At 68.0% G+C, this 24,261-nt stretch carries 19 protein-coding genes; 5 read left to right on the top strand and 14 right to left on the bottom strand.

Translation table 11 applies throughout. The features are described from left to right. The gene (locus QNJ67_09970) at positions 1–939 is read left to right on the top strand and encodes a glyoxylate/hydroxypyruvate reductase A (GenBank protein ID MDJ0609291.1); all 939 of its coding nucleotides are present in this window, start codon (positions 1–3) and stop codon (positions 937–939) included. 109 nt (positions 940–1,048) lie between these two features. Here the strand turns inward: QNJ67_09970 and QNJ67_09965 are convergent, their stop codons facing one another. The 6 genes from QNJ67_09965 to QNJ67_09940 form a co-directional block, all read right to left on the bottom strand. Further along, a complete protein-coding gene (locus QNJ67_09965; GenBank protein MDJ0609290.1) occupies positions 1,049–1,387 on the bottom strand; it encodes a cupin domain-containing protein in 339 nt (112 codons plus the stop codon). 264 nt (positions 1,388–1,651) lie between these two features. Continuing rightward, the gene (locus QNJ67_09960; protein ID MDJ0609289.1) at positions 1,652–3,847 is read right to left on the bottom strand and encodes a cation:dicarboxylase symporter family transporter; all 2,196 of its coding nucleotides are present in this window, start codon (positions 3,845–3,847) and stop codon (positions 1,652–1,654) included. Between the two features lie 8 nt (positions 3,848–3,855). Further along, positions 3,856–5,001 (bottom strand): N-acetyl-alpha-D-glucosaminyl L-malate synthase BshA, encoded by a 1,146-nt coding sequence (gene bshA, locus QNJ67_09955; protein ID MDJ0609288.1) that lies wholly within the window; start codon positions 4,999–5,001, stop codon positions 3,856–3,858. 225 nt (positions 5,002–5,226) lie between these two features. Beyond that, on the bottom strand, positions 5,227–5,568 hold the full coding sequence (locus QNJ67_09950; protein MDJ0609287.1) for a MarR family transcriptional regulator: 342 nt from the start codon (positions 5,566–5,568) through the stop codon (positions 5,227–5,229). A 414-nt stretch (positions 5,569–5,982) separates the two neighbouring features. Further along, on the bottom strand, positions 5,983–7,377 hold the full coding sequence (locus tag QNJ67_09945) for a leucyl aminopeptidase family protein (protein ID MDJ0609286.1): 1,395 nt from the start codon (positions 7,375–7,377) through the stop codon (positions 5,983–5,985). A 56-nt stretch (positions 7,378–7,433) separates the two neighbouring features. After that, positions 7,434–8,579, bottom strand: a complete 1,146-nt coding sequence (locus tag QNJ67_09940; GenBank protein MDJ0609285.1) for a TAXI family TRAP transporter solute-binding subunit — start codon at positions 8,577–8,579, stop codon at positions 7,434–7,436. 174 nt (positions 8,580–8,753) lie between these two features. Between QNJ67_09940 and QNJ67_09935 the strand changes: the two genes are divergently transcribed. Together QNJ67_09935 and QNJ67_09930 are read left to right on the top strand one after the other, a co-directional pair. Beyond that, positions 8,754–10,283 carry an AMP-binding protein gene (locus QNJ67_09935; GenBank protein ID MDJ0609284.1) on the top strand — a complete coding sequence of 510 codons (1,530 nt, stop codon included), beginning with the start codon at positions 8,754–8,756 and terminating at the stop codon, positions 10,281–10,283. A 4-nt stretch (positions 10,284–10,287) separates the two neighbouring features. Next, positions 10,288–12,072: an SLC13 family permease gene (locus QNJ67_09930; GenBank protein ID MDJ0609283.1), complete on the top strand. Its 1,785-nt coding sequence runs from the start codon at positions 10,288–10,290 to the stop codon at positions 12,070–12,072. Here the strand turns inward: QNJ67_09930 and QNJ67_09925 are convergent. The 8 genes from QNJ67_09925 to QNJ67_09890 all read right to left on the bottom strand — a co-directional run bounded on the left by QNJ67_09925 (position 11,985) and on the right by QNJ67_09890 (position 19,719). Next, positions 11,985–12,785, bottom strand: a complete 801-nt coding sequence (locus QNJ67_09925) for a TIGR04283 family arsenosugar biosynthesis glycosyltransferase (GenBank protein MDJ0609282.1) — start codon at positions 12,783–12,785, stop codon at positions 11,985–11,987. The two genes, QNJ67_09930 and QNJ67_09925, sit on opposite strands and share 88 nt — an antisense overlap. Positions 12,786–12,792: 7 nt before the next feature. Then, a complete protein-coding gene (locus QNJ67_09920) occupies positions 12,793–13,551 on the bottom strand; it encodes a ferritin-like domain-containing protein (protein MDJ0609281.1) in 759 nt (252 codons plus the stop codon). Between the two features lie 3 nt (positions 13,552–13,554). Beyond that, the gene (locus QNJ67_09915) at positions 13,555–14,286 is read right to left on the bottom strand and encodes a DUF3047 domain-containing protein (GenBank protein ID MDJ0609280.1); all 732 of its coding nucleotides are present in this window, start codon (positions 14,284–14,286) and stop codon (positions 13,555–13,557) included. Positions 14,287–14,716: 430 nt separating this feature from the next. Further along, positions 14,717–15,475, bottom strand: a complete 759-nt coding sequence (locus tag QNJ67_09910) for a TlyA family RNA methyltransferase (GenBank protein MDJ0609279.1) — start codon at positions 15,473–15,475, stop codon at positions 14,717–14,719. Between the two features lie 149 nt (positions 15,476–15,624). Continuing rightward, positions 15,625–17,562 (bottom strand): 1-deoxy-D-xylulose-5-phosphate synthase, encoded by a 1,938-nt coding sequence (dxs, locus tag QNJ67_09905; protein ID MDJ0609278.1) that lies wholly within the window; start codon positions 17,560–17,562, stop codon positions 15,625–15,627. 62 nt (positions 17,563–17,624) lie between these two features. Next, a complete protein-coding gene (locus QNJ67_09900) occupies positions 17,625–18,512 on the bottom strand; it encodes a polyprenyl synthetase family protein (GenBank protein ID MDJ0609277.1) in 888 nt (295 codons plus the stop codon). 20 nt (positions 18,513–18,532) lie between these two features. Next, positions 18,533–18,769, bottom strand: coding sequence for an exodeoxyribonuclease VII small subunit (locus QNJ67_09895; GenBank protein ID MDJ0609276.1), 237 nt, complete (start codon positions 18,767–18,769; stop codon positions 18,533–18,535). A gap of 20 nt (positions 18,770–18,789) precedes the next feature. Continuing rightward, positions 18,790–19,719 carry a histone deacetylase family protein gene (locus QNJ67_09890; GenBank protein MDJ0609275.1) on the bottom strand — a complete coding sequence of 310 codons (930 nt, stop codon included), beginning with the start codon at positions 19,717–19,719 and terminating at the stop codon, positions 18,790–18,792. Between the two features lie 234 nt (positions 19,720–19,953). Between QNJ67_09890 and QNJ67_09885 the strand changes: the two genes are divergently transcribed. Together QNJ67_09885 and QNJ67_09880 are read left to right on the top strand one after the other, a co-directional pair. Then, positions 19,954–21,060 carry an efflux RND transporter periplasmic adaptor subunit gene (locus tag QNJ67_09885; GenBank protein ID MDJ0609274.1) on the top strand — a complete coding sequence of 369 codons (1,107 nt, stop codon included), beginning with the start codon at positions 19,954–19,956 and terminating at the stop codon, positions 21,058–21,060. Then, positions 21,060–24,260, top strand: coding sequence for an efflux RND transporter permease subunit (locus QNJ67_09880; protein ID MDJ0609273.1), 3,201 nt, complete (start codon positions 21,060–21,062; stop codon positions 24,258–24,260). The genes QNJ67_09885 and QNJ67_09880 overlap by 1 nt, the downstream gene beginning before the upstream one ends. The last annotated feature ends 1 nt before the right edge of the window (position 24,261 follow it).

Raw genomic sequence — 24,261 nt, 5'->3', positions numbered from 1 at the left:
ATGAGCGCCCCGACCCTACTGATCAAGACCGACATCGACCGCGGCACCGCCTGGCAGGACGCGATGGCCCGCGCGGCCCCGGAGATCGAGACCCGCGCCTGGTCCGAGCTGGGCGATCCGGCGGAGATCGACTACGCCCTGGTGTGGCAGCCGCCGTCCGGTTTCCTGAAGACCCTGCCCAACCTCAAGGTCATCTTCTCGATCGGCGCCGGCATCGACCACCTCTCGTCGGACCCGGACCTGCCCAAGGACGTGCCCGTGGTGCGCATGGTCGAGCCCGGGCTGACCCAGGGCATGACCGAGTTCGTGGTCATGAACGTGCTGTTCCACCACCGCTACATGCTCGACTACTTGGCGCAGCAGGCGCGCCGGGAGTGGCGCGAGCTGGTGCAGATCCCGACCGCGCGCCGCCCGGTCGGCATCCTCGGCCTCGGCACCCTGGGCACGGCCGCGGCCGAGGCGCTGCTGCCCTTCGGGTTCCCGCTGCACGGCTGGAGCCGGACGCCCAAGTCCGTGCCTGGGGTGACCTGCCACCACGGCCCGGACGGCCTCTCGGCCATGCTGGCGGCGAGCGACATTCTGGTCTGCCTGCTGCCGCTCACGCCCGAGACCGAGGGCATCCTGAGCGCCGAGACCTTCGCCCAGCTGCCCCGGGGCGCGGCGCTGATCAGCGTCGGCCGCGGCGGCCACGTGGTCGAGAAGGACCTGCTGGCGGCCCTCGACAGCGGCCAGGTCGGCGCCGTCACCCTCGACGTGATGCAGCAAGAGCCCCTGCCGCCCGAGAGCCCCTTCTGGGGTCATCCGCGCGTCCTGGTGACGCCGCACATCGCCAGCATGACCATCCCCGAGAGCGCCGCGGAGTCCGTCGCCGCCGCGATCCGCCGCGAGCGCGCGGGCGAGCCGCTGGAGAACGTGGTGGATTTCGAGCGGGGTTATTGACGGAACGGCGGGGGCATCAAACCCGGATCTGCTCTAAACCTAGGATGTAGAGCGGATTCACATGTTTAGTTGGAAACCACGAAGTGGTTCCATCTAAACATGATCCGCTCTAGACGGCGTGGTAGTCATAGGCGCCGACGCCTTGTATCACCATGAAGCGGCACGGCGTTGCATCGTCCGTGCTGACCTTGTGCGGCACCTTCGCCGGCACCAGGCACTCGCCACCCGCTTCCAACCGGTAGCATGCGCGCGGGCTGCTGGTCTCCACGACCAGGACGCCCTCCAGGCACACGAAGCGGTCGGTCACATGCGCATGCCAATGCCAGGGAATGATGTCGCCCCCCGCGAGCGAGATCTTGAGCACTCTAAGGTCCGGGGTCTCGACGACACCCTCGACCTTGTCGACTTTGAACTCCGTTTCCCAAGGCCGCGTGCTTTGCTGCGCCATTCGCGCTCCTCTTGATATTCCCACCGGCGAGCTGACTGGGCGTGGCAACGGGGCTCGTGCCTTCTGCACCGACCCGGCTCGTTGCATTCGCTCTCAAGTGAAAACATTGTATCAAGATTGCGCCTATAATTATTTAAGAATTACACCTAAAAGTCATTTAAGTATTGTGCAATTACTTCATTTATTTTAGAAATTACAATAATAAATCTTTTGTATTACTTTTTGCAATGGAGCTCGGGGGAATTCCAGCGACCGCCCAGGGCGTCACCACTCGAATTCGATCCCGAAGACGTCCTTGAGCACCGACCAACGGCGCTCCTTGGGCGCGGCGTCCTTGCCCAGGATCCAGTAGTCGTAGAGCCGCTGGACCTTGCCTGTGGATTCCTGCAGGTGCAGCCAGCTGTTGAGATAGGCACCCAGTGCGCGGTTCTCCAAGGCGATCGCGTAGGCCGCCGGGAAGGACTTGACGGCGCCGCGCCGGAACACGGCGGTGTACTGAGGATGGCGTAGGGACCAGGCCGTGCCGGCCTCGGCGCTGGTCAGGAGCGCGTCGAACTGGCCCGTGCTGCGGAAGAAGTCCTGGTCCTGTTCGATCTGGACGAAAACCAGGTCCGGGAACTGGGCCTCCAGCTTTGGCACGATGTCATAGTCGCCGGTCGTGGCGATGGTCAGGCGGCCCCGTTCCCGGATCGCCTTGTCGCTGGAAAAGAGCTCCTTGTTGTGGTCGCGTACGACGAGTCCATAGTGCAACTGAAGGATCGGCACCGTGAAGCCGACCTGGGTCATGCGCTGGGCCGTCATCTGCACGCCGGAGACCGCGACGTCGATCTGGCCCTTGTCCAGCATCTCGACGGTCTCGCTCAGCTTGTAGGGCTCGAAGTGCACACGGACGCCGAGGTCCGCGGCGAGATTGCGCATCAACTCGATATCGAAGCCGACCAGCTTGCGCGCGTCGTTCTGATAGGAGAACGGCAGCTTGTTGGGGCTGTAGCCGACCAGCAGCAGTCCGCTCTCGATGATCTCCTGGACACTGCGCGGCCCCTTCTGCTCGGCGTCCGCCTGCGGCGGCGGCGGGGCGGGTGCTTCGGGCACCTCCTCGGACGCGCTCATGCCGGCGATCATCTCGCCCATTTCCGACTCGGCGCTGACGATCCGGCCGAGCAGCAGACCGGTGCCCGCGATGGACGCGCCGAACACCAGAGGCGTGAGCACCGCCATGAGGATAACGTTGCGTCGGTTGATGCGGGCGATTCCGGCCAGCATGGCGGTGCCGCCGACGGCGATGATGAAGATGTTCATGGCCGCCAGCAGCGAGGTGAAGCGGCCGGAGAGCAGGCTGGAAACCACGTAGAGTTGGAAAAGATCGGCCGGCAGCTCGAGGTCGTTCAGGAGCATGGGCACGGTCAGGAAGACGCTGCCGAACAGGCTGATCAGCCCGTTGATCGCCACGCCGACGTAGGTCACGGGGTCGACCGACGAGCCGGCGAACCATGCGGCGAAGAGCACGAAGATGATGGTCGTGAGCTTGCCCAGGTTCGGGAAGGTGAAGACGATCGGAACGATGATATCGGGATAGCGCTCCGCGGCCTCGCCGCCCAGGTCGTAGGCCTGGTAGAGCTCCTTGGTGCGCTCGATCAGCAGGGGCACGACGATGAAGATGTTGCCGGCGGCGAACGCGGTGATCAGCGCGTCCTGGGCGCCGCGCGCGACGTCCCAGAAGCGGAACGGGGTGAAGCACACGATGATCGCCGGCAGGACGAAGTAGGTGAGCAGCAACGCCATGACGATGTGGGCGGCGAAGTAGACCTGCAGGCGCTCGAACTCGTCGATGTTCATGGTGCCGGCGGTCGCCGCGGTCATGGCGAAGATGCCGATCGGCATGAGCTTGACGATGTACTGGGTGATGGTCACGAAGGCCTTTGAGAGGGCATTGGCCTGCTCCATCAGCGAGGTCTTCTCCTTCACGCCGATCAGCGCCAGGCCGGTCGCGATGCAGAACAGCACGATCGCCGGCACGTAGCTCTGGGACAGCGAGAAGAAGGGGTTGGTCGGGATATAGAGCTCGATGAAGTCGACCGGCTCGACGGGCTCCAGGAAGCTGGTGCTGAAGAGCGTCCCCGCTTCGCGCTCCGGGAAGCTGAAGACGATGGCGTACATGGCGACGAGGCCGACGCCCCAGATGATCAGCAGCAGGATGCCGATCTTGACCCCCATCGTGCGTACCTGCTCGTAGCTGAGGCTGCCCAGGCTGAAGATCAGCGAGACCACCACGTAGGGAATGATGGTCATCTGCAACAGGCTGATGAAGGCGTCGCCGATGACGCTGAGGAAGGCGACAAGGTCGCCGAACACGAAGCCGGCGACGATACCGAGCACGAAGGCGACCAGGACCGGAGAGGACGAGCCCAGCTTCTTGAGCTTCTCGACCGGCGCCGCGCCTACCAGCTGCTTGACGGGCATCCGGCTAACTAAACGACATGGCGCGCCGTCGCCGGCCGGTCGAGGCAGGCGCGATAGCAGAGTTCGTAGTCGGCGACGCGGTCGGACCAGTGGAAGGATTCGATCGCCCGGCGGCGGCCGTCGGCGCCCATACGGCGCCTGAGATCCGGGTCCCGGCCCAGGTCGACGAGATGGCCGGCAAGGCCTTCGTGGTCGTCCGGGTCCTCGACGAAGCCGGTCACGCCGTGTTCGACCACCTCGGGGATGCCGCCGCGGTTGCTCGCCACGACCGGCACCGCCGACGCCATGGCCTCGAGCGCCACCATGCTGAAGGACTCGGTGTAGCTCGGCTGCAGAACGCAGTCGGCGTTGGCAAGCAGATCCGCCGTCGACTGCACCTCACCCATGAAGGTGACACGGCCGGATAGACCCAGCTGCCGGCACCGCTCGCGGGCCCAGTCCATCTCCGGGCCGTCGCCGACCAAGGCGAGGCGGGCGGGTAGGCGTTCCGCCGCAATCCGAAAGGACTCGATCACGCCGGTTATGTTCTTCAGCGGTCGGAAGTTCGAGGTGTGCATGATCAGGAAATCGTCGTCCCCGGAGAGCCTGGACCGAAGCTCCAGCGACGCCTTGGCGGGCGAGAACTGGTTCGGGTCGATGAAGTTCGGAATGACCTGAACGGGGCAGCGCGCCCCGAAGTGCTTCAAGACATGGATCCGCTGGAAGCGCGAGACCGTGGTCACCACATCGCTGCGCTCGATACTCAGCCGGTTGACCGGGAAGACCTCGGGGCGCTGGCCGACGATGGTGACGTCGGTGCCGTGCAGCGTGGTGACGATCGGGAAACGCCGCTCGCTCAGGTCGCGCGCGATCCAGGCCGCCGCGGCGTGCGGTATGGCGTAGTGGACGTGGACGAGATCGAGGTCCTGCCCGACCACGACCTCGGCGATCTTCGCTGCGAGCGTGTAGAGGTAGAGGTCGCCCTCGAACAGGGGGTAGTCGGTCTGATCGACCGGGTGGACGGTGACGCGATCCTCGTCTTCGGCGAGGCGGAACGGCCGCCGCTTCGAGATAACGTGGACGTCGTGGCCTCTATCGGCCAGTCGCAACGCCAGTTCCGACGCGACCAGACCTGATCCGCCGACCGACGGATGGCAGACGATCCCTATGCGCATGGCCTCCCCCAAGGTTTGCCGGCGGGCCCCCGCGACCCGACAGGTTCCATACACACCCGAGGCGTTTCCCCCGGTGATTCTCGCGCGCGATAATAGTGGTTCAGCCACTTGGAACCAAGAACATCCGTGCCCGTTTCACGGGAACCGGCGAAATAATCAATAATAGTATAGACGGCACAGGGTTCGACTCATGGGAGAAGTCGGGCTCGGTACTGCTAAGCCGCGCTAACGCAGGGAGGCCGCCTGGTCCTTGGCCATGTCGGCGAAGTCGCGCAGGAAGACGGCGCCGGGCACGGTCCTCTGCACCAGTACGCTGCGCCGGTCCTTCTCGTCGGTCTTGCGCTTGACGAAACCCAGCGCCGAGAGCTGGTCGAGCGCACGGGTCACCGCCGGCTTCGACATGTTGAGCGCCGCCGCCAGACCGCGCACAGTATGGGGCGGGTTCATCAGATAGACATGCAGGAGCAGGGCTTGCTGGCGGGCGCTCAGGTCCGGCAGTCGGCGCTGCAGGCTCTCGGTCAGAACCCGCCGCCAGAATTCGATCGCTTGGGCCGAGCTTATGTCCAAGGCAGTGCCGCTCGAGTTCGTTGCGAATGCGCAATGACTCTGCCAAAGACTCCCGAGTCGCATCAAGGGATCGACAAGCATTAGTTGTGGGGCGGGGACGGTTCCGGGCTCGTTCCCGGTGCCATCGATCCAAGCATCCAGGGTAGTTTGCACCCACTCCTGGATTGCCGGGTCAAGCCCGGCAATGACAAGGGCTGGCAGCGAGGGTTGGACTCCTCCCGCTAGCGCGGATCGGGTTTTAGCGGTAACGCCTTGCGGTTCCCCAGTGCCGCCAAAGAAGCACAGAGCGCCCCTCGACCGCCAATTCTGTCATGCTCGGACTTGATCGGAGCATCCAGGGAGTTTGCACCCGCTCCTGGATTGCCGGATCAAGTCCGGCAATTACAAGGAATGGGTGCGCTAGATAGTGCCGACCTAACCCCGCGGCACCAACTCGCCACTGGCGACCGCTTCGACCAGGCCGTAGACCGCGCGCATTCCCATAGCCTCGCCGCCGGCCGGGCGGCCCGGCTTGGCCGCGAGGTTCCAGGCCATGACATCGATGTGGACCCAGGGGGTCTCCGGCTCGAGAAACTCGGCCATGAACAGGGCGGCCGTGATCGCGCCGCCGTAGGGCCCGTCGGAGATGTTATTGAGGTCGGCGACCTTGCTGTCGAGCAGCCTCCGGTAGGGCTTGTGGAGCGGCATGCGCCAGAGCGGATCGTGGCGAGCCAGGCCCTGGGACAGCAGCGTCTCGGCGACCGCGTCGTTGTTGCAGAAGAGAGCCGGCAGCTCGGTGCCCAGCGCCACCCGGGCGGCGCCGGTCAGGGTCGCGAAATCGACCACGAGGTCGGGCGTCTCGGTGTCCGCCTCGGCCAGGGCGTCGCACAGGATCAAGCGCCCCTCCGCGTCGGTGTTGCCGACCTCGACGGTCAGGCCCTTGCGGGTGCGGAGCACGTCGAGCGGCCGGAAGGCGTCGCCCGAGACCGCGTTCTCGACCGCTGGAACCAGGACGCGCAGGCGCAGCGGAAGCCCGGCGTCCATGACCATCCGGGCCACGCCGAGCACGTGGGCCGCGCCGCCCATGTCCTTCTTCATCAGCTCCATGCCCTTGGCCGTCTTGAGGTCGAGGCCGCCGGAATCGAAGCAGACACCCTTGCCGACCAGGGTGACTCGGGGTCCGCTCTCGCCCCAGCGCAGATCGGCCAGGTGGGGCGGGCGGCTGCTCGCCCGGCCGACGGCATGGACCGCCGGATAACCCTCGTCGAGCAGCCGGTCGCCCTCGATCACGCTGATCTCGGCGCCGTAGGCCTCCGCGAGCCGACGCGCCGCGCCGGCCAGCTCCGCCGGACCGAGGTCGCCGGCCGGCGTGTTCACCAGGTCCCGCACCAGCGCGGTGGCCTCGGCCGCGCCGGTCACCGCGGCCTGGTCGCAGCCCTCGGGCCAGACCAGGCTCGGCCAGCTCTCTCGGCCCTTCTTGTAGGCGTCGAACTCGTAGCAGGCGAGCCACCAGCCGAGCGCGAGCGCTTCGGCCTCGGCCGCGGCGGGCGGCGGGTCGAGCCGATAGGAAACCTGGGGCAGCGACCCCGGCAGCGCGGCCAGCCCCCAGGGGCCGCTATCGGGATCGTAGCCGGCCAGCACGCGGGCCAGGCCGCCCCCGGCCTCGGGCAGCAGGCAATGGCTGCCGGCCTTCGCCTTGAAGCCGGTGGCGGCGACCCAGCGCCGCACCGCGTCGTCCTGCCCGGCGAGCCAGGCGTCCAGCGCCTCTTCGGCGAGCAGGGTGATCGGGATCGTCTCGGCGGCGTCTCGGCTGGTCAGAAAATCCGGCATGGCTTCCCTTGGGCTTCCCTTGATCGAGTGGTCGCGGTTCTCGCTGCAGCGGATGTCTAGAGCAGGTCGTCCGGGCACCCGCGCTCGTCGAGCATCCGGCGCAGCCGAAGGCTGGGCGGGGCCTTGCGGCCGTCGGCGTCGAGCAGGCCGATCTCCCGGTAGTAGCGCTCGGCGCCCGGGTGAAGCGGCACGCCGAGCCCGTCCAGCGCGGTGTTCAGGCAGATCAGGCGGCCTTTGGGGTGGCCGCTGGTCAGCACCTCCCGGGACCTCTCGTGCCAGAGCGCGCGGGTGATCCGGTAGACCGTCTCCTCGGCGACCTGGGCGCCGACCAGCCACTGCGCGCCGACCGAGAGCGTACGGGTCTGGCCGACATTGAAATAGGTGCCCGAACGCACCGTGATCGGCGCCAGGAAAGGCACGCGCTCGGCCAGCTTCTCCGCCGGCTCGCCGGTGATCGGCACCAGGTTGATCAGCGCGTCGCGGGCCAGCTCGGCGACCGCGCGCGCGGGCGTGCCGGCGACGAAGAAGAAGCCGTCCAGCTCCCCTTCGCGCAGCATCATCGCGGCTTCCGACGAGCCGGTCGACACCAGCTCCGTGTTGGTCTCGTCCAAGCCGAAGGCCTCGAGGACCATGAGGGCGTCGACCCGCGTGCCGGAGCCCTCCTGACCCACAGAGATGCGCTTGCCTTTCAAGGCGCCGACGTCGCGCGCGAAGATGTTGCGCCGGATCACCAGGTGCATGGTCTCCGGGAAGAGGTTGGCAATCGCCCGCAGCTTGTCCTGCGGGCCCTCGCGCTTGAAGATCCCGGTCCCGGTGTAGGCCCAATAGGCGACATCGGCCTGGCTCAAGGCCGATTCGATCTCGCCCTGGGCGATCGCCTTGACGTTGGCGACGGAGCCGGCGGAGGAGACGGCGGCCGCGATCAGGCCGGGCACGCCGCAGCTGCCGCCCCGTTCGCAGGACGGGCCGCCGGGCGGCTTGGAGATGGCGCTGGCGATCAGCCCGCCGACCGGGAAATAGGTGCCCGCCGTCGACGCCGTCCCGATCCGGAAGAACATCAGCTCGTCCGGCGACTGGGCCGCCGCCGGGCCGGCGGCGACGGCCGACAACAGCAGGACGAGCGCGGCCAGGAACGCCCGGCCGCGCCGGGCGGTGCGCCCGGCCCGCGTGGTCCCTGGGCAATCGAGAAGCGTCTGGGTCACCCGCGTCATGCCGGCAAGAGAAGGCTGCTTCCTGGTATAACAGCGCGCTCCTTCCGCTGCCAGATGCGCTTCGCGCGACCGGCACCGATTGACCTCGGCCGGCAAAGCGGCGGATCATGGAAGCGCCGCGCCCGGCCCGGCGCGGCCACGGAAAGCAGCACGGGGCGTTTCCTGGTGAACTTGGCCAATCTCCTGATACGGGCCGGGAAGACGCGTCGCGACGACCCGGCGATCGCCATCGGCGCCGAGACGGTGGCGAGCTATGGCGCGCTGGCCGGTCGAGCCGCCATCCTGGCGGGCGCCATGCAGACGCGGCTCGGTCTGGGCCGGGGCGACCGGGTGGCGCTGATCATGGACAACTGCCCGGCCTTCCTCGAGGTGCTCTATGCCTGCTGGCACGCCGGGCTGGCGCCCGTGCCGGTCAACGCCAAGCTCCACGCCGAGGAGCACCGCTACATCCTGGAACACAGCGGCGCGCGGGCCTGCTTCGCGACGGCCAAGCAGGCGGCGGCCCTGCCCCCGGTCGAGGGCCTGGACCGCCTGATCGAGGCCGAGAGCGGTGAATACCGCGGCCTCTTCGCGGGCGATCCGGCCGGCTGCGCCGAGGCCGGGCCCGAGGATCTCGCCTGGCTGTTCTACACCAGCGGGACCACCGGCCGGCCCAAGGGGGCGATGCTGAGCCACCGTAACCTGCTGACCATGATCTTCTGCTACTTCGCCGACGTCGACACGATCGGGCCGAGCGACTGCATCCTCCACGCGGCGCCGCTCTCGCACGGCTCCGGGATCTACGGGCTGCCCCACCTGGCCGCCGGCGTCTGCCAGGTGATCCCCGAGAGCCGGGGCTTCGATCCGACGGAGATCGCCAGCCTGCTGCCGGGCCATCCCGGCCTGATGATGTTCGCCGCGCCGACCATGGTGAAGCGCCTGGTCGAGCATCCGGCGCTCGGCGGCGCCGATCTCGCGAACCTGAAGACCATCGTCTACGGCGGCGGTCCCATGTATCTGGAGGACCTGCAGCGCGCCCAGGAACGGCTCGGGTATGTCCTGGCCCAGATCTACGGCCAGGGCGAGAGCCCCATGACCATCACCGCGCTCTCCAAGGCCGAGCACGCGGCGCGCAACCATCCGCGGTATCTCGAGCGCCTCGCGTCGGCGGGCAAGGCCCAGACCGCGGTCGAGGTGCGGGTCGTGGGCGCGGGGGACGAGGCGTTAACCGACGGTGAACTCGGCGAGGTTACGGTCCGCGGCGACTCCGTGATGCTCGGCTACTGGCGGGACCAGGCGGCGACCGATGAGGCCCTGCGGGGCGGGTGGCTGCATACCGGCGATCTCGGCGTCTTCGACGGCGACGGCTATCTGACGCTGAAGGACCGCTCGAAGGACATGATCATCAGCGGCGGCTCCAACATCTACCCGAGAGAGGTCGAGGAAGTGCTGCTCCGGCACGAGGGCGTCCTGGAGTGCTCGGTCATCGGCCGGCCCCATCCGGAATGGGGCGAGGAGGTGATGGCCTTCGTGGTCGCCGCTCCCGCCGATCCGGCGGACGCGGCGGCGCTCGACACCCACTGCCTTGCGCATATCGCCCGGTTCAAGCGGCCCCGCGCCTACCGCTTCGTCGAGGCCCTGCCAAAGAACAACTACGGCAAGGTCCTGAAGACCGAACTGCGGGCGCGGCTCGACCGGGAAGCCGGGGAGCCCTGACTTCTTGAACCAGGAACAGCTTACCGTCTTCGCCATCCTGGCGGCGGTCATGGTGCTGCTGATCTGGGGCCGCTGGCGCTACGACCTCGTCGCCTTCGCGGCGCTCCTGGCGGCTGTCGTGCTGGGCGTGGTGGAGGTCGAAGAGGCCTTCCTCGGCTTCGGCCACCCGGCCACCGTGGTGATCGCCATGGTGCTGATCGTCTCGCGCGGGCTCTCCAACTCCGGCGCGGTCGACCTGCTGTCGCGCGCGATCGCCGGCGCGGCGACCACGCTGACCCGGCACATCTTCGTCATGTCGTCCCTGGCCGCGGGGCTCTCGGCGGTGATGAACAACGTCGGCGCGCTGGCGCTCCTGATGCCGGTCGACATACAGGCGGCGAAAAAGGCCAAGCGCGCGGTCGGCCTGACCCTCATGCCGCTGTCCTTCGCCTCGATCCTGGGCGGCCTGATCACCCTGATCGGCACGCCGCCCAACATCATCGTCGCCGCCTACCGCTTCGAGACCCTGGGCGAACCCTTTTCCATGTTCGACTTCACGCCGGTCGGCGGCGCCTGCGCGCTCGCCGGCGTGCTCTTCGTCGCCCTCGTGGGCTGGCGCCTGATCCCGACCGGGGGCACGGCGCCGACCAGCGCCGAAGGCTTCGACCTAGAGGACTACATCGCCGAGGTGCGGGTGCCCGAGGGTGCCGGGATCGTGGGACAGAAGCTGCGCGAGCTCGACGGCGTCGCCGAGCAGCACGAGATCGAGTTCGTCGGCCTGATCCGCAATCACCAGCGGCTGCCTGGCATGGCGCGCCATGCCGAGGTCCGGCCCGGCGACCTGCTGGTGGTAGAGGGCGGCCCCGAGGACCTCGAGCGCCTGGTCAACACGCTGAAGCTGGAGTACGCCGTGGTCGACGGCAGCAAGACCAGCCTGCTGCGCAGCGAGGACGTCGCCGTGGTCGAGGCGGTGGTGCCGCCGGGCGCGCGGATCGCCGGGCGCAGCGCCATGAGCCTGCGCCTCAAGACCCGCTTCGGCGTGCATCTGCTGGCCGTCTCGCGCCAGGGCAAGCCGTTCCGCGACCGCCTGCGCCACCTGGTCATCACCCCGGGCGACGTTTTGCTGCTCCAGGGCAACGCCAACGAGCTACCCGACGTGATGAGCCGCATGGGCTGTCTGCCGCTCGCCGAGCGGGGGCTCCAGACGATCAAGCGGAATCAGGCCTGGTTGGCCGTCGGGCTCTTCGCCGCCGCCATCGTGCTGGCGGCCACCGGCGTGCTCTACCTGCCGATCGCGCTGGCCGGTGCCGCGCTCGCCATGATCGCCTTCAACATCGTGCCTGTGCGCGAGGTCTACGAGCAGGTCGAGTGGCCGGTCATCGTCCTGCTCGGCTCGATGATCCCGATCGGCGCCGCGCTCGAGACCAGCGGCGGCACGGCCCTGATCGCCAACGGCATCCTCTGGCTCTCGGCCGGCTACTCCGCGGTCTTCGTGCTGTTCCTGCTGATGGTCATCACCATGACCCTGTCGGACGTCATGAACAACACGGCGACAACGGTGATCGCCGCGCCGATCGCCATGGACCTGGCGAACCGACTCGGCGCCAACCCGGACCCCTTCCTGATGACCGTTGCGGTCGCCGCCTCCTGCGCCTTCCTGACGCCGATCGGACACAAGAACAACACGCTGATCCTCGGCCCCGGGGGCTACCGCTTCGGTGACTACTGGCGCATGGGCCTGCCCCTGGAGGTCCTGGTCATCCTGGTCGCGATCCCCATGATCCTCTTGGTCTGGCCGCTCTCCGGATAGGACCCGCTGGCGTCCGCGCGCGGCCGACGGCCGCTTCGCTGGGCCTCGTAGCGGCGCGCGAGGAACCCCGGCGAGGCGCCCAGGTAGAACAGCGCGTGGATCTCGATCCAGCCGAGCACGATGCCGAGCGGGCGGCGGCCCTCGAAGCGCCGCGACGAGGTGACCAGTGGCGGGTCCTCGATGCAGCGTGTCGGGCCGCTGCGTTCCAGGCGGCGGACGAAGTCGTAGTCCTCCATCAGCGCGATCGGACGGATGCCGCCCAGATCCCGGTAGGCCGCGCGGCGCACGAAGATGCCCGAATCGCCGTAGTAGAGACCCCGGGCGCGGATCCAGGCGTAGAAGCCGGTGAGCCAGCGGCTGAACCCCGTGTCGCCGTCGAACAGCAGGCGGAAATTGCCGCCGGGACAGTCGGGCGCCTCGGCCAGCGTGCGCGCGATGTGGGCGAGACCGCCGGCCGGGAAGCCAGAATCGGCGTGGAGAAAAAGCAGGATGTCGCCGCGCGCGGCCTGCGCGCCGGCGGCCAGTTGCTGCCCGCGTCCCGGCGCCGACCGGACCAGTCGGGCGCCCGCCGCGCGCGCCAACCGAGGTGTTCCGTCCCGGCTGCCGCCGTCCGCGACGACGATCTCATGGGCCTCGCTCTCTCTCCGCAGGGCCCGCAGCAGCGCCGGCAGGTTCCGGGCCTCGTTCAGCGTCGGGATGACCACCGAGATCATCGGCCGCTCACGCCGGTGCGATGCCGAGGCGGCCGAGCGCGATCTCGTGCCGGCGCCACGAGCCGCCGAGCCAGCGCACCACGAACCACTGGATGATCGGACCCCGGCCCGCGCCGGCGGCCAGCGTCGCCTCGGTGCAGTCGACCCAGATCCGCCGCGCCCAGTCATAGAGCTCGGCCCGCCGCTCGACCGACAGCCGGGAGACGCGCGCCTCGAGGAAAAGGCGCCCGAAGGCGACGTGCCTCGCCTCGTCCCGGGCGACGCGTCGGGACACCTGGCGCAGCAGGGGGCAGGGGAAGAAGCCGGCGAGGCGTTCCTGCAGCCGCAGAACCTCGCCTTCGGCCACGATGTGGTAGGCCATCACGGTGCCCGCCGTGCCGAGCGTTCCGCGGCCCGCCAGATCGAGGGCGCGGGCCAGGGCCGGCTCGACGGGCATGACCCCGCCGAGCCTCTCGAGGTAGCGCCTGTAGGCCTCGGCGTGACGCGCCTCGTCGCCGATCTGCAGCGTCAGGCAACGGCGCAGCAGCGGCTCCTCGACCTCGCCGAGCAGGCGGCGGCACAGGCGGACCGTCGCCATCTCGCCGTGATAGAGCTGGCTGATCGCGATCGCTGCGTGCCGCCGGCTGATCCAGAGCGGCAGGCGTTCCCGGCGGGACCAGTCGATGTCCCGGTCGACGCACCACTGGTCGGCGGTCCCGTTCTCGGCGAGGCGGCGCAGCCGCTCGGCGACCTTGGGCGGCAGCGCGCTGTGGCCGGCCGCGCCCACGTCTCAGGGCCCGAAGCTGAGGTTGTTCACGAAGGCGAGCGCCCGGGTGCTCGTATCGTCGCTGTCCGCCGAGATCGCCACATAGGCCGGCGGCGGTGGGCTGTAACCGAAGACCCGCTCGAAGTCGGCGACGAAATCGACCTCCTCCATCAGCCAGCGCCCGCCCTGGTCGACGTCGGAGCGCAGCACGATGATGGTTCCGCGGGCCTCGCCCTCGGCGTCCATGTGGGGATTGGCGAAGACGCTCCCCGGCTCGTGGATGCCGCCCCAGACGTAGGTCAGGACGTGTCCCGAGAGCGGCGCGCCGGCGAGGCTCTTCAGCGAGTGGCTGAAGCGCTCCCAGAACGACATGCGGTCCTCGTCGGCCGGGAAGCAAATGTGGAGCGCGAGCGAGCGGTCGTCCTCGCCGACCACCGCGAGGTCGGTGCTCGGAACGAACTCGTCGACCCGCCAACGCCAGGTCAGACGGCGCGCGTCGCGCTGGGTCTCGGAGACCGGCCGGTAGAGGAAGGCGACCGCGTCCTCCGCCAAGACGCGGACGGCGCCGTCTTCGGCCAAGGCAAATCGTGCCGGCCGCCGCCCGGGCAGGGTGAGGAGCTCCCAACCCAGCGCCTTCAGCGCCTCGGACAGCACTCCCTGCGACCCGGGCTGTTCCGGCTCCTTGACGAAGGCCGCGGCCGGCGATGCCAGGGCGAGGGCGAACAACGCGGCGGTGAGCGAGAGGCGAGGCGACAAGAGCGGGCTTCCCGATTGATGCGGCGGTCCCAAGACGTGGCGCTGGGCGGGCGGCTCTGAAAGGGCCGGCCCGCTCACGCCGTCTTCAAAGTGTCGTGAGAACGTTAAGCCGTCACGAACGTGCTAGGGCCTGTTGACATTCAGGGCGCGCTCCTGGTCCGAGTGAAATCGGCCTGCTGTTAGGCGCGAGGAGGAAGGACATGCCGAGCATATTCGACCCCAGTCTCAGTCTCTGGGAGCAACGCGGCAGCGGGCCGATTGCGCCGGATCCCTTTGGGACGGGGCGGATTTGCGCCGGGGCGGCGTCACGGAAGGCCTTGTGGGGCCCAACCCCACGGCGCCTCCCGCTCCTGGCCCCGGCGCAAATGCGCTCCCGCCAGGAGCGCGCCGTGAATGTCAACAGGCCCTAACCACGCGACCGGAAACCGCTTCAGGACACCTTCCCGTCCCGGGCGGCGGCAAGGAGGAATTCCTTGTTGCCCTCCGGGCCGGTGATCGGACTCTCGGTCACGCCGATGACCCGCCAGCCGGCCTGGCCCGCGATCCAGGCCTCGATCCGCGCGCAGACCTCCCGGTGGAGCGCCGGGTCGCGCACCACCCCGCCCTTGCCGACCTTCTCCTTGCCGACCTCGAACTGGGGCTTGATCAGGGCGATCAGCCGGGCGTCGGGTGCGGCGCGCGCCAGAACTGCGGGCAGAACCGTCTCCAGACCGATGAAGCTGACATCGACGACGATCAGATCGGCCGGCTCCGGCACCTGCGCGGCGTTGAGATGGCGGGCGTTGGTCCGCTCCAGCACGACGACGCGCGGGTCCTCCCGCAGCTTCCAGGCAAGCTGCCCGTGGCCGACGTCGACCGCATAGACCCGCCGCGCGCCCCGGCTCAGCAGCACGTCGGTGAAGCCGCCGGTCGAGGCGCCAACGTCGAGGCATGTGAGACCGGCCGGATCGATCGCGAAGCGGTCGAGCCCCTCGACCAGCTTGAGGCCGCCGCGGCTGACCCAGGGATGGTCGCGCCCCTTGACGCTAAGGGCAGCGTCGGCCGGCAGCTGCTGGCCGGGCTTCTCGACCCGGCGGGTGCCGGCGTAGACGCTGCCGGCCAGAATCAGGGCCTGGGCCCTCGTCCGGCTCTCGGCCAGCCCGCGGTCGACCAGCAGCTGGTCGGCACGGCACTTGGCGGCGCGCCCCATCGTCGGCACCCTAGGGCCTGTTCACAGTTACGCCGCGCTCCAGGCGGGAGCAAAGTTCCGGCATGGCGTTCGCTCTAAACTCGCTTCGATCAAAATAAAGCGGCCCGCCGCAAGGGCGGGCCGCGAGACAACTCGGTAGACCTGTCGTATCAGGCGCGAACCGGCGCCTCCAGGGCCTCGCGCTCGCGGCCGAAGGCCGAGAGCACGGCGGCCACGATCCCCTTGGCGTCGAGGCCCGCCTCGGCGACCTGAAGCGGCGGCTTGTCGTGATCGATGAAGTAATCCGGCAGCGTGAGAGGCCTGAACTTCAAGCCGTTCTCGAGCAGACCGTCGGTTGCCATGAACTGCATGACTTGGGCCGCGAAACCGCCGATCGCGCCCTCTTCCACCGTGACCATGACCTCGTGCTCGCGCGCCAGGCGGCGAACCAGGTCCTGATCGAGCGGTTTTGCGAAGCGGGCGTCGGCCACGGTCGCGGACAGCCCCTTGGCCGCCAGCTCGTCGGCCGCCAGGAGCGCGTCCTGCAGGCGGGTGCCATAGGACAGGATGGCGACCTTGCTGCCTTCGCGCACGATCTTGCCCTTGCCGATCTCAAGCGCCGTGCCGCGCTCGGGCATTTCGAGGCCGAGGGCCTCGCCGCGCGGATAGCGGCAGGCCGAGGGCCGGTCGTCGATCGCCACCTGAGTCGCGATCATATTCATGAGCTCGACCTCGTCGGAGGCCGCCATCAGCACGAACCCGGGCAGGCAGCCCAGGTAGGTGATGTCGTAGCTGCCCTGGTGGGTCACGCCGTCCGCGCCGACCATGCCGGCCCGGTCGATGGCGAAGCGGACCGGCAGGCTCTGGATCGCCACGTCGTGGACGACCTGGTCGTAGGCCCGCTGCAGGAAGGTCGAGTAGATCGCCGCGAAGGGCCGGTAGCCCTCGCAGGCGAGGCCGGCGCAGAAGGTCACCGCATGCTGCTCGGCGATGCCGACATCGAAGCAGCGATCCGGAAAGGCGTCGGCGAACTTGTTGAGGCCCGTGCCCGAAGGCATGGCCGCGTTCACCGCCACGATCTTGTCGTCGTGCTTGGCCTCCTCGATCAGCGCCTTGGCGAAGACGTTCTGATAGGCCATCGCCTTGGGCTTCGGCTTGTCCTGCTTGCCGGTCACCACGTCGAACTTGGCCACGCCGTGATACTTGTCGGCCGCTTCCTCGGCGGGGTCGTAGCCCTTGCCCTTCCGGGTCACGCAGTGGATCAGGACCGGTCCGTCGTAGTCCGTGTCGCGCACGTTCTTGAGCACGGGCAGGAGATGGTCGAGGTTATGACCGTCGATCGGTCCCACGTAGAAAAAGCCCAGCTCCTCGAACAGCGTCCCGCCGGTCAGCATGCCGCGGGCGTATTCCTCGGCCCGCAGCGCGGCCTTCTTGATCGGATCCGGGAACTTCTGCGCCATCTCCTTGGCCAGGTGGCGCACGGAGGCGTAGGGCTTGGACGAGATCAGCCGCGACAGATAGGCGCTCATCGCCCCTACCGGCGGCGCGATCGACATGTCGTTGTCGTTCAGGATGACGATCAGGCGGCTGTTCATGGCGCCGGCGTTGTTCATGGCCTCGTAGGCCATGCCGGCGCTCATCGCGCCGTCGCCGATCACGCAGATCACGGCGTTGTCCTCGCCCTTGAAGTCGCGGGCGACCGAGAAGCCGAGACCGGCCGAAATCGAGGTCGAGCTGTGCGCCGCGCCGAAGGGGTCGTACTCGCTCTCGCTGCGGCTGGTGAAGCCCGAGAGGCCGCCGCCCTGGCGCAGCGTCTGGATGCGGTCGCGCCGGCCGGTCAGCACCTTATGCGGGTAGCACTGGTGGCTGACGTCCCAGATCAGCTTGTCGCGGGGCGTATTGAACAGGTAGTGAACGGCCACGGTAAGCTCAACTACACCGAGACCCGCCCCGAGATGACCGCCGGTCACCGACACGGCGTTGATCACGTCCTGGCGCAGCTCGGCGGCGACCTGCGGCAGGTCGCTCTCCTCCAGTTTACGCAAGTCATCGGGATTTTTGATGCTGTCCAGCAGCGGCGTCTGCCGATTATGTCCGATTTGACTCAATTTTCACCCCCTCGACCCCAAGATCGCCGGTTTACTTACGGATTTCGCGTCTGGCGACGCGTTCAGAAGCGCCGTTCTAGCACAAATGACGCCGTCTCCCGAAGAAGGTCTGCCTTTTCATCGAAAATTTCAAGGCGCTTGCAGGCGCTTTGAACCAGGTCGCAGGCCTTGGCCCGCGCCCCGTTGAGGCCCAGCTGGCCGACGAAGGTCGCCTTGCCCAGGGCTTCGTCCTGTCCGGTCGGCTTGCCCAGTTCCTCCGCCGAGCCCTGGGCATCGAGCAGATCGTCGACGATCTGAAAGGCCAGACCCAGGTCGGCGGCATAGTCGGTCAGCGCCTGCTTGGGCTCGGTGCCGGCGCGGCCGAGGATGGCCCCCGCCTCGCAGGCATAGGTGATCAGCGCGCCCGTCTTGAGGCGCTGCAGTTCGGTGATCCCGTCGAGGTCCAGACCGCTCCGCTCGGGCGAAAGATCGATCATCTGGCCGCCGACCATCCCCGCGGAGCCCGCCGCATTGGCCATGGCGCCGATCAGGGCGGTACGCACGGCCGGATCGCCGTGCGTACGCTCGTCCGCCAGCACGCCGAACGCCTCGGTCAGCAGGCCGTCTCCGGCGAGGATGGCGGTGGCGTCGTCGTAGACTTTGTGCACGGTCGCGCGGCCGCGGCGCAGGTCGCTGTCGTCCATGGCCGGCAGGTCGTCGTGGATCAGGCTGTAGCAGTGGATCATCTCCAGGGCGGCGCCCGTGCGCAGAGCCTGGCGCCGCTCCACGTCGAACAGGGCGGCGCTCTGAACGACCAGGAAAGGCCGCAGGCGCTTGCCCTCGCCGAGCGCGCTGTAGCGCATGGCCTCGACCACGCGCCCGACAGGCCCGTTGACCATCGGCATCAGCTCGCCAAGCAATTCCGTGATCGCCTTGGCGGTATCCGCCAAGGCTTCCTTTAGACCGCTCATCTCTCGAGTGCCCCCGGAACCTACTCCACCTCTAGCGCCTGGAGCCCGACTTCCCCGCCCGGGTCCAAAGAGATCTTTTCGATCTGTTCCTTGGCTTCGCGCAACTTGCTTTCGCAGTGCTGTTTGAGCGCCGCACCGCGCTTGTAGGCCTCGATCGCCTGATCCAGGCGACCTTCGCCGCTTTCGAGCTGGCCGACGATCCTCTGCAGTTCGTTCAGAGCGTCCTCGAAGCTCAGCTTCGCAATGTCCTCGGTCATCACCTAGTCCCAACCGGCACTCACGCGGCCAGCAGGGCGCGGGTGTGCGCCGCCGCGCTGGCCGCCAGCGCCGACAGGTCATACCCTCCCTCCAGCGTCGAGACAAGCCTACCGGCGCAGCAGTCCGCCGCGACCTCCAGCAAGGCCTTGGTCGCCCAGGCAAAGTCGGCTTCGCGGAAGTTCAGCGAAGCGAGCGGGTCGTCGGCGTGGGCGTCGAAACCGGCGGATACCAGGATGAATTCGGGCGAGAAGTGCCGCACCGCCGGCAGGACGATGCCCTGCATGGCGCTGCGGAACTCGGCACTGCCGGCGCCCGGCGCCAAAGGCGCGTTAACGATATTGCCGCCGGCGCCGCGCTCTTTCGGGCTCCCGCTGCCGGGGTAGAGCGGCATCTGATGGGTCGAGGCGAAGAAGAGCGCCTCGTCGGACCAGAACATGGCCTGGGTGCCGTTGCCGTGATGAACGTCGAAGTCGACCACGGCGATCCGGGTCAGGCCGTGCTGGGCGCGGGCCTGCGCCGCGCCCACCGCGACGTTGTTGAACAGACAGAACCCCATGGCACGGTCCGGTTCGGCGTGGTGTCCCGGCGGCCGCACCGCGCAGAAAGCGTTGTCGGCCTCGCCCGCGGCGACCGCGTCGACCGCCGCACAGACCGCCCCGGCCGCGCGCAGGGCCGCCTCCCCCGAGCCCGGCGACACGATGGTGTCGGCGTCCAAGCCGGCGTACCCGCTTTCCGGTATCGCCTCGAGCACCGCCGCGACATAGGCGGCGTCATGTACGCGCTCGATCTGGCCGCGCTCGGCGAGCGGCGCCTCGCGCCGGATCAGCCCGTCGAACTCCGGCGCCGACAGGGACTCGTGCACGGCCTCCAGCCGGGCCGGGCATTCCGGATGCATCGCGCCCGTATCGTGGGCGACACAGGCCATATGGGTGAAGAGAAGCGTCGCCATGGGCCTCCGGCGTCTCCGTTCGGTTTGTCGGTTCTTGGTTGCACAACGATTAAACCGCGCCAGGAGGCCTTACAAGGGCGCGTGCCATGGGTCCCTACTTTGCGCTAGAGTGTGAAGTTGCGGATAGGTGGGGATCCAGGACTGGTAAATTACGTAGGATTCTCCAGATAGGGTCTCTCTATGTCCGCCCGCTTTGTCGAAAAAGCGCGGAAAATTTGAAAGAAAACCCCGATTATGAGGAAAACTGGCCTACGCGCCTTGCTGATCTGCGTGACCGCATGCGTTGCGGCGGTCCCGGCGCGAGCCCAGAACCAGGAAACGCTGGTCCGCGTCGACGAGGTCCGCATAGAGCCCCTGGCGGAGAAGGTGCCCGTGCTCGGGCGCCTGGTCGCCACGCAGGCGGGCGAGGTGTCGGCCCGTATCAACGGCCCGATCGAGGCGTTCTTCGTCGAGGTCGGCGACCGGGTAGAGCCGGGCCAGATCATCGCTGCGCTCAATCCCTCGCTGCTCCAGGCCCGGCGCGACCTCGCCGCGGCACGGCTGGAGAAGACCCAGGCCGAGCTGGTCACGGCGGCGGCCGAGCTGAAGCTGGCGCGCCAGGAACTCGACCGCCTGGAAGGCCTGCGCAAGTCGGCCGCCTTCAACCAGGCCCGCTACGATGACGCTAACCAGAGCGTGGTGATTGCCCAGGCCCGCGCGGACGAAGCGCGCGCCGACGTCTCCTCGGCGCGGGTCGATCTGGAGGTCGAGGACATCAATCTCGCCCGTGCCCGGATCAAGGCGCCCTACGGCGGGGTGATCACCCGGCGCATGACGGAGGCCGGGGCCTACGTGCAGACCGGCGACCCTGTCGTCATGCTGGTCGCCGACAAGTCGCTGGAAGTCGAGGCGGACGTTCCCTTTCAGCGCTTGGACGGTCTGGCGCCCGGGACCGAGATCGGCATCCTGCTCGACGACGGTACTGCTCACAGCGCGACGGTGCGGGCGCTGGTGCCGGAAGAGAACCCCATGACGCGGACACGGGCCGTACGCTTCGTGCCCAAGATCGGTGAGACCCAGCGTCCCCTGGCCGCGCGCCAGAGCGTGACGGTCTACGTGCCGGTCGGCCAGCCGCGCGACGTTCTCACGGTACACAAGGACGCCGTGATCAAGCGCGGCGCGAACAGCCTGGTCTATCTGGTCCAGGGCGACACCGCCGAAATGCGCCAGGTGACCCTGGGTGAGCCGACGGGGATCCGGTTCGAGGTGCTGGACGGCTTGGCCGAAGGCGACCGGGTTGTGGTGCGCGGCAACGAGCGGCTTCGGCCCGGGGCCAAGATCCTGGTGGACGAGGCCTCCTAATGAACATCATCAAGATCGCGATCGAGCGTCCCGTGGCGGTGATCGCGGCAGTCCTGATGGTCGTGATGTTCGGCCTGGTGGCTCTCCAGACAATCCCGATCCAGCTGGCCCCGGACGTGAACCGTCCGGTCATCACTGTAACCACGACCTGGCCCGGCGCGGCGCCCGCGGAGATCGAACGCGAGATCGTCAACCTCCAGGAAGAGGAGATGGCCGGCCTCGAGGGCATGGAGGAGATCACCTCGGAATCGCAGCAGGGCCGCGCCAAGTTGACCCTGGAGTTCTCCGTCGGAACCAACATGGACCGCGCGCTGCTGCTGGTGTCCAACCGACTGGACCGGGTCAGCGGCTACCCCGACGAGGCCAACGAGCCGACCCTGGATACGGCGGGCAGCGAAGACAACGCCATCTCCTGGTTCATCATCCGCCGGGCCGAGGGCAACGAGCGGCCGATCCACGAATACGGCGATTTCGTGCGCGACGTGGTCAAGGACCGCATTGAACGGGTCCCGGGCGTCAGCAGGGTCGACGTATTCGGCGATAGCAAGCGCGAGATCCAGATCATCGTCCAGCCGGAGCTGCTGGCCCGCTACCGCATGACGGTCAGCGACGTGGTCGGCGCCCTGCGCCAGGCCAACACCTCGCTCTCGGCCGGCAACGTGGAGGAAGGCAAGCGCAACTACGTGACCCGCGTCGAGGGCGAACTGAACACGCTCGAATCGGTCCGCCAGGTCGTCCTCCGCTCGGAAGAGGATATGGCAAGCGGGCGGGTTGCCCGCGTTGTGGTCGGCGACATCGCCGAGGTGCGCTTCGGCTACCGCGATCCGGTCTCGAACATCCGCATCCTGGGCGAACCGGCCATCGCCTTCAACGCCAAGCGCGAAACCGGCGCCAACGTGATCGAGATCATGGAGGGCATCGCCGAGGCAGTCGATGAGCTAAACCAGGCTGCGGTGCCGGCTCAGAACCTGACCTTGAAGCAGGTCTATAAGGAAACCGTCTATATCAACTCGGCGATCGAGCTGGTGCGCCAGAACATCTGGGTCGGCGGCACCCTGGCGGCGATCATCCTGTTGCTCTTTCTCCGCTCCCCCCGCGCCACGCTGGTCATCTCGATCGCAATTCCGGTCTCGGTGATCGGCGCCTTCGTGGCGATGGCGGCCCTCGGCCGCTCGATCAACGTCATTTCGCTCGCCGGCCTTGCCTTCGCCGTCGGCATGGTCGTGGATGCGGCGATCGTGGTGCTCGAGAACATCTTCCGCTTGCGCGAAAAGGGCCTCTCGGCCCGCGAAGCCGCCTACAAGGGCGCCAGCCAGGTGTGGGGCGCGGTCCTGGTCTCGGCGCTGACCACGGTGATGGTCTTCATTCCGATCCTGGTGATGGAGCTGGAGGTCGGTCAGATGTTCCGCGACATCGCGGTCGCGATCTCGGTCAGCGTGGTCCTGTCGCTGATCGTGTCGATCACCGTGATTCCTGCGCTGTCACGCTACCTGCTCGGCAGCGGAGCAGGAGGGGAGACCAAGATCCAAAAGATCCGGCTGCCGGGCATCGACCACCTGGCTTCCGGCTTTTCGGCTGCGGTCATGGCCTTCGTCAACGCCATGCTGCGCACCCGCACACTGCCGATCCTGGTGGTCTCGGCGGTGACGGTGGTCGCGGTCGCCGGCACCTGGCGCTTCCTGCCCGAGCTCGAATACCTGCCCGAAGGCAACCGCAACCTGGTGTTCGGCGTGATCATCCCGCCACCGGGCTACAACCTGGACACCATGACCGAGATCGCCGAGGGGATCGAGGAGGAGATCAAACCCCTCTGGAGGACCGTCTCCGGACCGGAGGCCGAACCTGGCGGACCGCCCAAGATCGAGCGCTTCTTTTTCGTCGCTTCACGCAGCAGCACCTTCCTGGGCGCGATTTCCGTCGAACCGCAGCGGGCGGGCGAGCTGATTCCGGTCATGAGCGAACCGGTTTTTCGGGAGCCCGGCACCTTCGGCTTCATCAACCAGCCGTCGATCTTCGGCCGCGGCATCGGCGGCGGCCGGAAGGTCGATCTGGATATCTCGGGACCGGATCTGGAGACTATCCTGCAGGTCGCGGGCCGCGCCGCCGGCAAGGTGCTCCAGGCCATGCCCTTGGAACAAGGCAACCAGTTCCGGCCGAAGCCGGGCCTGGAGCTGGGCGCGCCGGAGGTCCGGGTGATCCCCCACCGCCTGCGCCTGGCCGACAACGGCGTGAGCGCACGCGAGCTGGCCGAAACCGTCGATACCTTCAACGACGGGCTGCGGGTCGCCGAGGTGACCGTCGGTAACGACCGCCTGGACCTGATGCTCAAGGGGCCGGATGACAACGTGACCGAAACCCAGGGCATCGCCAGCCTGCCGGTCGTCACCAGCGCGGGCAACATCATCCCGGTCTCGTCCCTGGCCGACGTCGTCCTGACCGCCGGACCGACCGAGATCCGCCACCGGGAGCGCTTCCGCACGGTCACCCTTGAAATCCGTCCGGCTCCTGGCATTGCGCTCGAGGCGGCGATCGACCGGCTGCAGGAAGAGGTCATTCAGCCCCTGCGCGAGGAAGGGCTGCCGCCGGGCATCCGCCTCGGCCTCTCGGGCACGGCGGACAAGCTGCTGCAGACCTGGGACGCCATGGTGATCGAGCTCCTCCTGGCGCTGGCGATCGTCTATCTGGTCATGGCCGTCCTGTTCGAGAGCTTCATCTACCCTCTGATCATCATGCTCTCGGTCCCGCTCGCCGCCGCGGGCGGCGTCGCCGGCCTGGCGCTGCTCAATCTCACGACCTTCCAGCCGCTCGACATGCTGACCCTGCTCGGCTTCGTGATCCTGATCGGCATCGTGGTCAACAACGCAATCCTGCTGGTGCACCAGACGATCCACCACGTCCGCGTCGACCACATGTCGCCCGAGGAGGCGATCAAGGAGGCGACGCGCAACCGCATCCGGCCGATCTTCATGTCGACCCTGACCTCGGTCTTCGGCATGCTGCCCCTGGTGCTGTTCCCCGGCGCCGGCTCGGAGCTCTACCGCGGCCTGGGCTCTGTCGTGGTCGGCGGCCTGTCGCTCTCCGCCGTGCTGACGCTGCTGATCATCCCGCCCCTGCTGACCGTCCTGGTCGGGCCGCTGGAGCGCCGGGTCAGGGCCGCCCAGGAACGGGAAACACGGCCGCTGACCTTGCCGGGCGAGTAAC

Source organism: Kiloniellales bacterium (genome assembly GCA_030064845.1).
Lineage (GTDB): Bacteria > Pseudomonadota > Alphaproteobacteria > Kiloniellales > JAKSDN01 > JASJEC01.
This window is presented reverse-complemented; position numbering and strand designations above follow the sequence as displayed.

Coding starts and splice junctions, on each gene's coding strand:
- QNJ67_09970 (MDJ0609291.1), top strand. CDS start 1: ATGAGCGCCCCGACCCTACTGATCAAGACCGACATCGACCGCGGCACC.
- QNJ67_09965 (MDJ0609290.1), bottom strand. CDS start 1,387: ATGGCGCAGCAAAGCACGCGGCCTTGGGAAACGGAGTTCAAAGTCGAC.
- QNJ67_09960 (MDJ0609289.1), bottom strand. CDS start 3,847: ATGCCCGTCAAGCAGCTGGTAGGCGCGGCGCCGGTCGAGAAGCTCAAG.
- bshA (MDJ0609288.1), bottom strand. CDS start 5,001: ATGCGCATAGGGATCGTCTGCCATCCGTCGGTCGGCGGATCAGGTCTG.
- QNJ67_09945 (MDJ0609286.1), bottom strand. CDS start 7,377: ATGCCGGATTTTCTGACCAGCCGAGACGCCGCCGAGACGATCCCGATC.
- QNJ67_09925 (MDJ0609282.1), bottom strand. CDS start 12,785: ATGATCTCGGTGGTCATCCCGACGCTGAACGAGGCCCGGAACCTGCCG.
- QNJ67_09910 (MDJ0609279.1), bottom strand. CDS start 15,475: ATGGGGCGCGCCGCCAAGTGCCGTGCCGACCAGCTGCTGGTCGACCGC.
- QNJ67_09900 (MDJ0609277.1), bottom strand. CDS start 18,512: ATGAGCGGTCTAAAGGAAGCCTTGGCGGATACCGCCAAGGCGATCACG.
- QNJ67_09895 (MDJ0609276.1), bottom strand. CDS start 18,769: ATGACCGAGGACATTGCGAAGCTGAGCTTCGAGGACGCTCTGAACGAA.
- QNJ67_09890 (MDJ0609275.1), bottom strand. CDS start 19,719: ATGGCGACGCTTCTCTTCACCCATATGGCCTGTGTCGCCCACGATACG.
- QNJ67_09885 (MDJ0609274.1), top strand. CDS start 19,954: ATGAGGAAAACTGGCCTACGCGCCTTGCTGATCTGCGTGACCGCATGC.
- QNJ67_09880 (MDJ0609273.1), top strand. CDS start 21,060: ATGAACATCATCAAGATCGCGATCGAGCGTCCCGTGGCGGTGATCGCG.